This window comes from Sporosarcina sp. Y1009, from assembly GCF_057669865.1.
The window spans coordinates 1-13,869 of the sequence record NZ_JBYHFO010000019.1; the positions used below are offsets into that span (position 1 = coordinate 1).

At 38.6% G+C, this 13,869-nt stretch carries 13 protein-coding genes; all 13 read right to left on the reverse strand.

Annotated elements, in window-relative coordinates; all coding sequences use genetic code 11:
- Nucleotides 1-132 precede the first annotated feature (132 nt).
- Nucleotides 133-1,056 (reverse strand): AEC family transporter, encoded by a 924-nt coding sequence (locus AC25Y1_RS16930; RefSeq protein ID WP_488149180.1) that lies wholly within the window; start codon nucleotides 1,054-1,056, stop codon nucleotides 133-135.
- Nucleotides 1,057-1,105: 49 nt separating this feature from the next.
- Nucleotides 1,106-1,576: a nickel pincer cofactor biosynthesis protein LarC2 gene (gene larC2 / locus AC25Y1_RS16935; protein ID WP_488149181.1), complete on the reverse strand. Its 471-nt coding sequence runs from the start codon at nucleotides 1,574-1,576 to the stop codon at nucleotides 1,106-1,108.
- Entirely contained in the window at nucleotides 1,573-2,331 is a 759-nt protein-coding gene (larB, locus tag AC25Y1_RS16940) for a nickel pincer cofactor biosynthesis protein LarB (protein WP_488149182.1), read from the reverse strand. The genes larC2 and larB overlap by 4 nt, the downstream gene beginning before the upstream one ends.
- Before the next feature lie 22 nt (nucleotides 2,332-2,353).
- On the reverse strand, nucleotides 2,354-3,826 hold the full coding sequence (locus AC25Y1_RS16945) for a gluconokinase (RefSeq protein WP_488149183.1): 1,473 nt from the start codon (nucleotides 3,824-3,826) through the stop codon (nucleotides 2,354-2,356).
- Between the two features lie 80 nt (nucleotides 3,827-3,906).
- Nucleotides 3,907-4,677 carry an SDR family oxidoreductase gene (locus AC25Y1_RS16950; RefSeq protein ID WP_488149184.1) on the reverse strand — a complete coding sequence of 257 codons (771 nt, stop codon included), beginning with the start codon at nucleotides 4,675-4,677 and terminating at the stop codon, nucleotides 3,907-3,909.
- A 34-nt stretch (nucleotides 4,678-4,711) separates the two neighbouring features.
- Nucleotides 4,712-5,980, reverse strand: a complete 1,269-nt coding sequence (locus tag AC25Y1_RS16955) for a nickel pincer cofactor-dependent isomerase, group 22 (protein ID WP_488149185.1) — start codon at nucleotides 5,978-5,980, stop codon at nucleotides 4,712-4,714.
- A gap of 279 nt (nucleotides 5,981-6,259) precedes the next feature.
- A complete protein-coding gene (locus tag AC25Y1_RS16960) occupies nucleotides 6,260-7,426 on the reverse strand; it encodes a Gfo/Idh/MocA family protein (protein WP_488149186.1) in 1,167 nt (388 codons plus the stop codon).
- A 148-nt stretch (nucleotides 7,427-7,574) separates the two neighbouring features.
- Complete coding sequence (locus AC25Y1_RS16965; protein WP_488149187.1) at nucleotides 7,575-8,645, reverse strand: Gfo/Idh/MocA family protein; 1,071 nt, start codon at nucleotides 8,643-8,645, stop codon at nucleotides 7,575-7,577.
- A 29-nt stretch (nucleotides 8,646-8,674) separates the two neighbouring features.
- Nucleotides 8,675-9,535 carry a sugar phosphate isomerase/epimerase family protein gene (locus AC25Y1_RS16970; RefSeq protein ID WP_488149188.1) on the reverse strand — a complete coding sequence of 287 codons (861 nt, stop codon included), beginning with the start codon at nucleotides 9,533-9,535 and terminating at the stop codon, nucleotides 8,675-8,677.
- 203 nt (nucleotides 9,536-9,738) lie between these two features.
- On the reverse strand, nucleotides 9,739-10,527 hold the full coding sequence (locus AC25Y1_RS16975; RefSeq protein WP_488149189.1) for a sugar phosphate isomerase/epimerase family protein: 789 nt from the start codon (nucleotides 10,525-10,527) through the stop codon (nucleotides 9,739-9,741).
- A 45-nt stretch (nucleotides 10,528-10,572) separates the two neighbouring features.
- A complete protein-coding gene (locus tag AC25Y1_RS16980) occupies nucleotides 10,573-11,595 on the reverse strand; it encodes a Gfo/Idh/MocA family protein (RefSeq protein ID WP_488149190.1) in 1,023 nt (340 codons plus the stop codon).
- Nucleotides 11,596-11,661: 66 nt separating this feature from the next.
- Nucleotides 11,662-12,822 (reverse strand): Gfo/Idh/MocA family protein, encoded by a 1,161-nt coding sequence (locus tag AC25Y1_RS16985; RefSeq protein ID WP_488149191.1) that lies wholly within the window; start codon nucleotides 12,820-12,822, stop codon nucleotides 11,662-11,664.
- Entirely contained in the window at nucleotides 12,809-13,684 is an 876-nt protein-coding gene (locus AC25Y1_RS16990) for an AraC family transcriptional regulator (RefSeq protein WP_488149192.1), read from the reverse strand. Before AC25Y1_RS16990 ends, AC25Y1_RS16985 begins: the two co-directional genes overlap by 14 nt.
- Nucleotides 13,685-13,869: the final 185 nt, after the last annotated feature.

Here is a 13,869-nt window from a genome sequence, read left to right on the forward strand (position 1 = left end):
GCACTTCTCGCTCGCCCGCAGGAAAGCGTCCGCCCGGAACGGAGATCAACGGTATATATTAAGAAAAAAAATCGAGTACAAGAACAAAAATCATTCTAGTACTCGATCTTCACATTCAATTCTATCAATCCATCAAAATAAAAACCTTGCCAAGAAAATAACTAGTGAAACGGTGATTGCGCTTAAGAGTGTTGAGAACAACACAATTTGTGCAGCTAAATCCGGATGATTTTTATACTCCTCAGCAATAACCGCACTATTTACAGAAGTCGGCATGGCCGAACCGATTAACAGCGCCTGGGCAACAATACCCTCTACCTTAAATATGTATATTATGAGAAGTGCAATGAGCGGTCCAATCACTAACCGAATCGCTAAACTATAATAAACCGTACGTAAACCACTCATGAATTTAATCTTGGCAACTTGCGCCCCTAAAGTAAACAAGGCTAGTGCAATCATTGAATCCGCAATATAATTCGCTGGAACCCATATGAACGACGGAATTGGAACATTATAAGCGTTTAACAACACACCAGCCAACATCGCATACAATACTGGCATTCTGAAATAACCTAATGCCGCCTTCAACTTTCCAACGTTAATAGATTGCAATGAAAAAATACCATACGAAAACAAAAATATATTCTGCAACGTCAGCATAATTACTTGAATGGACATTGCTAGTGGATCGCTTTTAAACACCAAATCATTCACAGGTACGCCGTAATTACCCGAGTTAAAAAACATGACACTATTCGAAAAAGTAGTCTGCTCACCTTTTTCTAACTTTATCGCTTTCCCGATAAAATGAGAAATCACATAAAGGATCACAACATATAATATAAAAAATAGCAATATATTTCCAAATAAGCTGAGCGAAATCTCCGTACTATATAATTTTACAAATATAAAACCCGGCACCAGAAAGAAAATATTCATTCTCGCTAGCGTTTGAATATTGAGGTCGAATTTTATTTGCATGATAAACCCTAATGCCATGATGACAAATATCGGTAAGATAATATCTTTTAAAATAATAAGTAACTCTACCAAATGATCGCCTCCCCCAGATGCCTCCCAAAGTAGCATTACTTATCTTGGACTACTCTCTCAATTGCTTCCACACTTGTTCATAAACCTTCTTCAGCGGAATCTGATGTTGTTCGGCAATTTTCTTGCATTCTTCATATTCCGGCGAGCATTGAATGACTTGTCCATCATAAATGCCTTCCTTCACAGTTACTTCTCCCCATTTGGTAAGTACTTTTCTGAAACGCCTTTCTGCGCGGTGAACCGTTAAAGGATAGTACCTCACACCTAGAGTTGTTGTTTCTGTAAATAAAATTTGTTTCATTTCATCAAGCTTTTCCCTAGAACATAGCAATTGTAGTAAGATGCCTGGTCTATTTTTCTTCATATAAATAGAAGTATAATAAACATCATTTGCACCAGACTCAATCAGTAAATCCATGACATAACCAAGTATTTCCCCTGATATATCATCCAGATTCACTTCCATCTTAAACATCACTTCATCAATATGTTCGTGATTTGGAGGGTGTTTTACGTTCATCCTAACACCTCTCCATGGTTTTGCTGTGCCAATCGATGAATGAGAGCTGCGTTATATGCGCCTCCAAAACCGTTATCAATATTGACCACACTAATTCCCGATGCACATGAATTTAACATCGTTAAGAGTGCTGCCAATCCATTATAACTTGCCCCGTAACCAACACTTGTTGGAACGGCAATGACAGGGTGTGAAACAAGTCCGCCTACAACGCTTGGCAAAGCTCCGTCCATTCCCGCAACGACGATGGAGACTGTGGCATTTTGAATCTCGTCAATATTATCAAAAAGTCGATGAATACCGGCTACCCCTACATCGTAAAAACGACGGACTTTACAGCCAAATACCTCTGCCGTAATCGCAGCTTCTTCTGCAACACGTAAATCGGAGGTCCCTGCACAAACTACCGCTATGTACCCTGTCTCTAACGTTTCATTTTCAGGTCGTTTAGAATACAATATTTCTGCTTGTTGATTATAGACTAAATCCGTATGCGTCTTTCGAATCTCACCCGACTTCTCTTCTGTAATCCGTGTAACCAATACATAATCTTGATTTGCACGTATTGCAGAAATGATGGCAGTAATTTGCGCTGCTGATTTCCCTTCTCCATAGATTGTTTCAGGAAATCCTTGACGTTTTTTACGATGATGATCTACTTTGGCAAACCCTAAGTTTTCATACGTCGCTAACTGTGCTTTGGCCTCTTCAACACTTAATAGGCCTTGTTGGACTTGTTTCAAAATATCTTCCATCTGTTTTCACCCTTTATATTCGTTAGAAATACTTCGTTAAATCGCTTGCTATGCCACTGTATTTTTTAAATGCTTTTGAATAGATTTCATGATTTTCCAAATTTGGTTTAATAATTGCTTCAATCGGGATATTTTGTTTGATTTCTTCGAAGGAAGTTACCTTGCCTATTGCAACCAATGCAGTCCATGCTGCACCCCATGCTGCGCTATGATGACTTTCAGAAACATAAATATCTTTTCCAAATACATCAGCAAGCATTTGTACCCATAGAGGCGACTGTGCAAGTCCACCGTTGACAAATATTTTTTCAGGTTCACCGACTTTATCTTCCAGTGCTTTGCCGATATGGTATAGATTATATGTAATTCCTTCTAAAACAGCACGAACCAAGTGTTCTTTTTTATGTGTAATGGAAAGCCCAAAGAAATTACCTTTAGCTTCTTGCTTCCATATTGGAGCTCTTTCCCCGTTAATATAAGGTAGAAATAACAGACCTTCTGCACCTGGAGCAACATGCTCTGCCTCAGCTGTTAGTTCTTCAAAGCTTCCTTCATATTCGATAAGTTCCTTCAACCACTGCAAGGCTATTCCACCATTATTTGTGGGGCCACCTATAATTGACAACTCTCTCGTAAAGGCATAACAAAATGTTTCTTGGCTATCACTTACTTCAAAGCCTTTTATCATTTGTCGAATTGCCCCGCTCGTTCCAGCTGATATCGCCACTTCGCCTGGATTAATAGCTCCACTTCCAAGGTTTGCTAATTGACCATCTGCAGAACCGATTACAAATGGCATTTCGTATGAAACACCCATCTCTTCCGCAATTCCTTCATCAATTCTAGACAGAATTTCTGTTGGTGGCACAATCCGGGAAAGCTGGTTTCTATTTATACCCGCAAGTTCAAGTGCTTCTTCATCCCAATCGAATGTCTTCATATTAAATAGCCCTGTTGCTGATGCCATTGAATAGTCTATTATACTGCGGCCAAACCACTTTTTAAGAACGTATTCTTTTACAGAAACAAAAAAAGCAGCTTGTTTATATGGTTCAAAATTCGTCTCTTTCATCCAAAGCAATTTACTTAACGGTGACATTGGATGATTGGGAAGTCCCGTATTTGCATAAATACTATCTCCAACAGTTTCTTTCAACTTTTTAGCTTGCTCATTACTTCGACCGTCTGCCCAAATTAGTGCTTGAGAAAGCGGATTATAATTAGCGTCCACGCAAATTAGCGAATGCATTGCACAAGAGATTCCTAAAGTTAACACATCATCCTGCTTACGGTTCGACTTCTTCATGACATCATTAATTGCACCAACGGATGCTCGTTCAATTTCAACTGGATCTTGTTCGACCCACTCTGTATTCGGATAATAAGAGGTAACCATTCTTTCTGCTTCGGCGACTAGTTTTCCATTTAATTCGAAAAGTACTGCTTTTGCACTTGTTGTTCCGATATCAAGTGCAAGTACTAAATCCTTACTCATCGTGCTGACTTCCCTTCCACTTAAAAATCTCATTAATAAAGAAGAAGCTTTGGATTTTACTCCAAAGCTTACTATTAAATTTAAATTGTCATACTTCCAAATCCACCGTCAACGCGGATGAGTGTACCCGTAACAAAGCTAGATGCTTTTTCAGATGCTAACCATACTGCTGTACCGACTAGCTCTTCTGGATCACCGAAACGATTCATCGGTGTATGGCCCATAATAGAAGCAATTCTATCTTCACTTAAGATTTTGCGGTTTTGTTCTGCTGGGAAGAATCCTGGAATAATCGCATTAACACGAATACCATTTGGTGCAAATTCACGTGCCAAAAATTGTGTCATACTATTTACGCCTGCTTTTGATACAGAATACGTAAATACTTTTGATAGTGGTGTTGTAGATGATACGGATGAGATATTGATGATGCTTCCTTTTCTTTCTTGTTCAATCATTTTCTTCGCGAAAACTTGTGTTGTTAACATGATGCCTTTTAAGTTTACATCAAGAATATGATCCCATTCGGATTCTTCAATTTCAAAGAACGGCGTTGGGCTATTTGTCCCAGGAGCGTTAAGTAGAATATCCCATCCGCCTGACCATGCTTCTATTTCAGTTGCAACGTTTTCTAAGGATTCTTTTGAAAGTACATCTGAGCGAAATGCTTTCGCTTTCCCACCATTTTCGATGATTTCTTGTACAACTTTTTCAGCTGTCTCTAAATTACGACCAACAACAGCAATTTGAGCACCTTGATCGGCTAATCCTTTAACCATTGAAGACCCCAGTACACTGTTTCCACCAATTGCTACAGCTGTTTTCCCTGTTAAATCAAATAAGTTTCCCATTAATAAAATCTCCTCTATCTATATAGTTTAGCGTTTAGGCTAAGTTTCCTTCATCGTCAAACTTCAATTCATACAGCTCTGATACTTGTGTTAAATACTCATTTTTTTCAACTTCGTTTAATAAAGCTTCAGACACTTCAATCTCACTGAGTTCTAACGTATTTTTAATACGAACCATTTTCACGGTAGTAAAATCTAAAATATTACAGGTTTTAATCGCTGCTTTTAAAGCTAAGCGGTCATTCGCCAACGTCGTTGCAGCTTTCGTGGGTGCGACGACTGTTGATGTGAGCCCGTTTGCATAAGTCGCATCCCAATCCGTCTTATCAATCAGACGTCGGGTTGTAAAATCAGCTGTTCCAACCCCGTTCGCATTACCTTCAGTTTCATGCGTTAAATCGAGCACAACCATTTTATTCACTTCAGGTCCACCATGCGCGTAGGGTGTTGGGTAACGCCCAGTAATATTTGGATCCATGCCGTCTCCGCTGATGTTTTTACCGATTTCATCGATAATGAGCACATCAATATTTTTAAAATCAATCTTCGGTAGTAGTTTTTTTGCTAACTTTTGAAGTTCAGTTTCCCGTGTTTCAATTTCATCTGGAAGCAGTACTTCGACATGTGCAACTTTGTCAAAAGCATTTTCAACTGTAGCCACACCGAAAAGTATAGGCATTTTTTCGATGATCATCGTCGACATTTGAATAATATGTTTCCCCATATGTTCAAATCCTAACTGATGGCATGCTTCTGCACCTTTTTGTTTCCCTAATCCAATGGCGATCATTTTCATGATGCCACTTTCAACAGTACCTCTGAATGCAGTATGAGGTTTCACACGATTGATAACAACAATTCCATCTGCTTCTGATGCCAACTTGTCAATATATACAGGTAAACCATTTTCTAATTTACCAATTTCTACAACCTCCATGGAAGAACGGATTTCACAATTGGCCGATTCCTCTGTAACACCTAGATGGGCTAAGACAGCTGTTTGACCTTCTGCAGATGCACCACCGTGACTGCCCATACTTGGGACAATGAATGGTTTAGCACCAAGCTCTTGTAAAAACTTTATCGTCCGTGCGGTAACTTCGACAATTTGGTCTACTCCACGGCTTCCAACAGCAACAGCAATCTCCATTCCTGGCTTAACTGTTTTTTTAATTTCTTCTTTTTGCAATGCCTCTACAAGTGCTTGATCAACATCATCCAATTGTTCATTGTCAAATGTTTGCTTGACTTTTATCATCTTAGGCACTGGAATATCTCTTAGTAACTCATCTATAATTCCCATTAATATCTTCACTCCTTTTCCTTAAAGTAAAAAAGCAATGTGAAAGCCCTTACAAATTCTTGTTTCTAAAAAAACAAGACAGTCCATTATCTTCAACTAATTTGTTTGTCGACTAAACAAACGCTATATATAGAATATCATTTAAGTAATTTTTCGTCAATAATCATTTTCACATAAGCATCCACATGAGAAGCACCGCTATCTACTAAGAAAGAGGTAATCATCTTACGCATTGGTAATCTGAAAGAAGCTCCCTCTTCTTGTAGGAGCTTCCGAGCTTTACAAATTAATTCTTTTCCCTTCACTTGCCGACCAGTAAGCAGCATAAATTATTTTTGTCGTATCGTATGCTAACTTAAAATCGGATTCTGGTTGTCGCTCATTTGCAACGCATTCCATAAAATCTTGGAATTCATCAATATAGCCTCTAACATATTCATCCATCGTACTTACAAATTGCCACCCCTGTTTTGTTTCTACCTTCTCGCTGATAAAAACATCATCCAAACTTCTTTCATTCGCAAAATAGGATAGGGTATGATCGTTCGGAGTAATATTACATATATGAGCACTTTCCGAAGTAAAGGCTTCCACTTTGTTTCTAACACCGCCAACAACCATATCGCCAGCCATTATCGTTGCTTTTGTTCCATCTGAAAAGGTTAGAATGACATTTGCCCAATCTTCCACATCAACAGGTCGAGCAGCTAATACACCTCTTTCTTTCTCATTTATTCGATTCGTAATATTACCTACTTCCGCAACAACACTTTCAATGTGAATTTGTTCTTTTCTTGCCCGTGCTTCAATCTGTTTTAGATAGAGAATCGCCGATAATGGATGACAGCCCTGTCTTATGAGTGCACCGCCGCCTGTTTTAGACCAAAGTGCAGCGTGAACGGCGTGAGACCCACTATGGCTTTCCTCTCCTTTAAGTAAGAGAAACTTATTTTTAGTCGCTTGGATGATTTCACTACATTTTGAAATAGAAGGCGCATATACCCAGTTTTCTGCGTACATGAAGAGCTTCCCACTATTTTCTACAACTTCTTTCAGTTTATCCATCCGTTCAATAACATCATGATACATTTTTTCTTTCGAAACTGTATGACCAATATTCTCCTCGTCTCCAGCTCCGTAATAACCAGTCATCGGTTTTTCGCAAATAACATGTTTTCCTGCTTCCATTGCACGGATAATCATTTCTTCATGAAAGTGAGCAGGCGTACAAATATCAATCACATCGATTTCTGGGTCTTCTATCAATTGTTCGAAATGCTTATAGACCTTTTCTATCCGATATTTATCGGCAAAAGCCTGTACTTTTTCATTTGTTGAAGCGACTGCTTTCAGGCAAACATCTATACCGTATACTTTTTGATAAGAATCACAATGTACTGCGGAAATAAATCCACTGCCCACAAGCCCAACATTCACCTTTTTCATTTCGCTCACCTCATTATTTTCTATAATTCTTCTTCACTAGTCATAGTGTAAATCAGTTTTTTAAAAATAGAAAATAATTAAACTCTATAAAGTTATATATGCATATAAAAGCGGGTCAACTCGCAATGAGTTAACCCGTTTTTTTTCACTATTTGATGATCAATGCTTGATCTTGCGCTTGTAAACATAATTCAGCGGCTTTGAATGCATGTGACTGGGTCATTGCATTTTCAGTGCGATGAATGCAATCTAAAATGAGTTGACCAAAGAATGGGTAACCTACTTTACCCGTTAACTCATAGTACTTCTCACCATCTTTATTCACTAAGAAAAGATGATTACCTGTTGTTTCTCTTGCGACATCAACGTATTTTCGGATTTCAATCGTTCCTTCTGTTCCAGTGATGAAAGTACGTCCATCTCCCCAAGTACTTAGTCCGTCAGGTGTAAACCAATCGACTTTAAAGTATTGTGTTGCGCCATTATCTCCTACGAGCGTTGCATCTCCGTAATCTTCTAGTTCTGGATACTCGGGATTATCGTAGTTTGCTACTTTACTATGGACGACTTCTGCATCTTTACAATCCGCGTAATACAAGAATTGTTCGATTTGGTGACTCCCGATATCGCTTAATATTCCACCATACTGTTCTTTTTTAAAAAACCAATCTGGACGGCTTGGCGCGTTTAGACGATGCGGACCAAAACCTGTTACTTGAAGCACGCGACCAATCGCACCTTCTTTGATCAAGTCACCGGCAAATACAGCACTCTCAACATGTAACCTTTCGCTGAAATAGACCATATATTTTTGACCCGTTCTGTCAACAACTTGTTTGGTTTCTTCTAACTGTGCGAGCGTTGTGAAGGGGGTTTTATCGGTAAAATAATCTTTTCCAGCTTCCATAACTCGATTACCAAGCGCGCTTCTCATTGACGGTATCGCGGCGGCTGCGACTAATTTAATAGACGCGTCTTCTAAAATTTGTTCTAGTGAGCTTGCCATTTGAACAGTAGGAAACTTTTCGATAAAGTCTTCCATCTTCTTTTTATCTGGATCATAGACATATTTCAACGAGGCGCCAGCTTCTACTAAGCCATTACACATGCCGTAAATATGACCATGGTCTAGCGCAGTTGCAGCAATCGCAAATTCTCCTTCGTTTACAACAGGATTCGGCTTTCCTTTTGGTGCATAAGTCATTCCGTCCTTACTCATCGTTTGTTCCCCCCGATTTTAGCTTTCGATTAAAACCAGTCCGCATAACCCATTTCTCTCAAATTATCAGCAGAAGTTTTTAAACATTCGAATGGATCAAGTCCATATGTATCATCTTGTTCAACAATGAAATACTTTGCGCCACTCGCAAGTCCAGCCTCAATAATCGCTTTCATATCAAGACTCCCTTCTCCAACTTCTGCAAATTCAATCACGTCAACAAATTTCGCCATGAATTTATCATAATCCGCCAATTCTTCCTCGGTTAAATCGAGACGACCAATACGATAGTCTTTCAAATGAAGTAATGAAACGCGTCCTGCATACTGTTTTATAATTTCGACTGGATTTTCACCTGCTCGTTGAATCCAGTGAACATCTAATTCAAACCCAAGTTTCGTGGTGTTGTCTCTCATAATATCCAATAGATATTTACCGTCGTATTTCTCAAATTCAACATGATGCGTATGGTGGTACAATTCAATGCCATGATCCGCTAATTTTACTGCTTCAGCTTCTGCTTTTTGGATGAATTCCATTGTTTTATCTTTATCGCCCATCAAATCCAATGGAATCATGCCAATCCGTAAAAAATCACAATTCAATATTTTACAGTCGTTGACAATCTTATCAAAGTCATTCTTCAGCGAATCACCTATTAAACCCTTCGCAACCGGTTCAACAAATGCTGACATCGCTGCAATTTCAATCTCAAAATCTTCCGAAGCTCTCTTAAATTCAGCCACATTTTCTGCAGTCATTGGAATTTGTGATATCTCTACACTGCGATAACCAAGATCACTTAGTTTTTTCATCGTTTCATAGACACCAATTTCAGCAACTTCATTTTTCACCATCATCATTTGCACACCAAATTTACCTTTTTTCAAGTTACTCATCCTCCATACAATTATTTATCTAGATATTTAAAATTTGCTTGCAGTTACTAGTGTTTTGCTTGCACTCGGTACCTGTTTCCTTGCACAACAATTAATTTTGCTTGCACTTACCGTCCTTTTGCTTGCACTCAACCACATTTGCTTGCAAGTCAGGACTATTAACCTACCGCCACTCGCTCTACACAAATAACAGACTAGCTTATGGAAACGCCTTCAAACTGCTCTTTAAGAAAGTCCAACGACTTTTTCAATTCCTCCGCCGTAAAGTGTTCAAACGAAGACTCAATGGAAACTCTTCCATTATAATCTGCTTCTTTCACACAGCGAATAAATTCCTCGTATGGATACTGACCTGTCCCTGGTTGAAAACGCCCTGTATCCGCTAAGTGGATATGCTTCAAATAATCCTTATGCCGAATGATTTCAGTCAGTGCTTCCTTTTCTTCATCCATATGATAGAAATCAGCCAACACTTGAACGGAAGATCTATTTACTTTCTGAACATAGTCGACCCCTTCAGCCACACTATTGATAATATTTGATTCCTTCGTATTCAAAGGTTCGATGACAATTGTAATTCCTGTCTTATCTGCATAATCCGCAACTGTTTGTAAAAACTTCACAATCTGTTCTTCTGCTTTTTCTCTTGGAAATTGATCTTCCGAAAAACTTCTAGCATTGCCACTTCCAAAAACAACCGTGTCTGCACCAAGCTTCTTCACTCGACTTAATGCTGTCTCCACGTAATTTTCTATCCGCTTCTGATCAATAACCTCACCAACAATTTTCAAATCACCTGGCAAGAAAACATTGCACGCCTTCACCGGAATTGATAATGCTTGGTAATCACTTAAAACTTTTTCGAAGGCAGCTTCCTCTTCTTCTGGAAATAAAGTAACTACTTGTGCCTCTACAAAATCATAGCCAGCTTGCTCAGCAATTCTTGCCTCTTCTATATTTCGAACACAAATTCCGTATTCCATATCCAGTCATCTCCCCAAAACCTTTTTATTAGTGATTAGTAGCCATTAAACATAATCGATCGACTTATCAGCCAAAGTAATCGCTTTATTCTCTTGGTCCGATTGACGAATTGCAGCGACTAACGCTAGAGAAATATGCGCTTCTTTCACATGAATATAATCATTTGTATCATGCTTGATACAATTATAAAACCGATTGATTAAACGACTATGACCTGCTCCGTAATAGAACTTTCTTCCTTTTAACTGTTCATCTTGAATAAGTTCAGTTTTCTCACCGAGATCATTCATAATCGTTAATAAACTATCTTTGATGGTAAATTCGCCTTTCTCGCAAAATACTTGAAGATCAACACTAGAATCAGCTGCATTTGTGATGGTAGCAAAAAACAACCCTGTTGCCCCATTCGCAAATTTAATATTCGCCGACGCGGTATCTTCTACTTCAACGCCATAATCGAAGAAATTATCAATTGCCCCTTTGATCGTTTCGACTTCACCGCCAATTAATTGCATTAAATCTAATGTATGAATGGCTTGATTGATCATAACTCCGCCACCAGCTTGAGCCATCGTTCCACGCCATGGTTTGAGATCATAATAAGATTTCGGCCTAAACCAAGTAACAATCCCCTTTACGCCCGTCACCTTACCGTATTCACCACTGTCCAGTAGTTCTTGAAGTTTCAAAAACGTGTCATTCATTCGATTTTGATAAGAAATACAGATTTTAGTGTTAGGATTAGCTTCTTCTAACTTCACCAGCGCGCTTCCTTCTTCCAGACTATGTGCAATCGGTTTCTCAAGAAATACATGGATGCCTTTCTCAACACACGCTTTCGTTACCTCGTAGTGAAGAAAATGCGGCAAACAAATATGGACACAATCTAGTGATTCCTTAGCTAGCATTTCTTCATAATCGGTATAGAATCTCGCTCCAGAAACAGTATCCTGCAATGATTCATCAACATCACATGCAGCCACCAATGAAACCGTTGTGTTTTCTTCAATTGCTGCTAGATGAATATGAGAGACATCCCCCAGCCCAATAATCGCGATTTTCAGCATAACCCCAACCCCTTTTTAAAGTCTGTATGACTATGAGATAGTGTGATTTAAATGTATCGTATTATCTTATTTCAAAACTAAACTCTTTTTCTCTTCTTCAATCTTCTTATCTAGCTCAGCAATAAATAGATCCTCATCTACCGGCAAATCTACTTCTTTTCCTAACCAACTTGAAAGGTGGATTGCATTCGCTAATTCAACACCATTTAAACCGTCACTGCCTGGCGCGATTAGCGGTGCATCTGTCAAGATATTCTCAGCAAAGTTTTCAAGTACTGTGATATGTTGCTCGCCCCAAACACTTTCAAATTCAAGCACTTCTTCACGATGAAAATCTGCTAAATCTCTCCCTTGAACAACAGCTGTAACTTCCTCTGCACCCATCCCAGCATTAATCTCAGATTCATCTTGATGTAGTCTCTTAATCGAAACTTTTTTGCTGTCTTCAACAACAATCTTTCCTTTATCGCCCAATATTTCTAAACGGTCTGTCCCCATTAAATCATGCGTGCACGTAACAAAAACCCCTGTTGCCCCGTTTCCATAATCAAAAAGGACCGTTAACTCGTCTTCAACTGCAATATCTCTTTTATAACCATATTTAATATTCGCAAATACCTTTTTCGGCATACCACAAATCCATTGAAGTAAATCTAACTGGTGAGGTGCTTGATTTACGAGAACCCCCCCACCTTCACCTTCCCATGTTGCACGCCAAGCGCTTCCATCGTAATACGCTTGTGGACGCCACCACGATGTGATCAACCAGTTCGTTCTACGGATGTTTCCGATTTCCCCATTATCAATCACTTCTTTGATTTTCTGATAAAGTGCATTCGTTCGCTGATTGAACATAATGCTAAATGTTAACGCTGGCTTAGAAGCCGCCACTTCATTTAACTCTTTTACATTTTTCGCATAGATGCCAGCTGGTTTTTCCACCAAAGCGTGAATATCTCTTTCTAACGCATGAATTCCAATTTCAGGATGTGAGTAATGCGGTGTGCAAGTGATAATCGCATCAACATCTCCACTTTCAAGCATCTCAATATAATTATCATAAAATGGAACGTCTGGATATTTCTCTGTGAAAATCGACTTTTTGTCTGGGTCCGTATCACAAATTGCACCCATAACCATGTTTTTAACTCTTCCTTCTTCTAGAAACTGTGCATACAAACTGCCTTGTGCACCTAAACCGATAATACCTAATTTAACTTTCCCCATTTTCCAATTCTCCTTTAGTAAATGTATTTAATCGTTTACGCCGATACGCTCCCGCTGTCATGCCCACTTTACCTCGAAAATATCGACTGAAATGTGAAGCGCTTTCAAAACCACATGCAAAAGCAATATCTTTCATTGCCTTGTCCGGCGCCATTTCAAGTAAATATTTTGCTTGTGTTAAGCGATAGCCCATTACATACTCCATGACAGTGAATCCAGTAATCTCTTTAAAAACATGTGAAACATATGATTTACTTAAATTGAGAGAACGTGCGATTGTATCGATTGTTAACTTTTCCATATAATTCGTCTGGATGTATGTTGTTATATTTTCCGCATGTCCTTCTTTATAAGACTTTTCTTCAGGAACTGTCCATGACTCAGTTTCTCCAAGTTCATGCACCATGATTAGAACCTGTACGACTAACAATTTTAGTTCATTTTCTTTCGCTAGCTCTCCCATATCAAATGCCTGTTTGACTTCTGCCAAGCGACGAATGACTATTTCCAACTCTTTAGATTCTTTGCTTTCTTTCGTTCGAATCAAGTAGTTCTTTAATTTTTGAAAAGTAGCCAGTAGATATAAACTATCTAGCTCTTTTAATACCCCTTTAAGCCACTCAGGTGAAAAATGAATGAAGCTGCGCACATATTTATGATTTGGAGAGACATTTGGTTTGTGCAGTGTCATACCATCCATTAAAATAATATCACCAGGTTCTAAGTCATAAATTTGGTTATGTATTAAATAGCGACATGACCCAGCATGAAAAAAGTATATTTCATATTCTTCATGTGAATGATAATGAAACGTTTCTCTTATGCCATGCAGACGATAACTCACTAGTAATCGTTCCGCCATATTAGGTCATTCCTTTCTAGGGTTCTATTTTTAGTTTATTGCAAAAGTGTATAAATGTCATTAGCTGTGATTGTTAGTAATTTTACCATAATTGACTGTGCCTGCTTTTTTAAACGCAGGTTCAGCCAATAAGAAAAAGCGTGGAAAGGAATTTCGATAAATTCCCTCCACGCTTTTATTGTTTA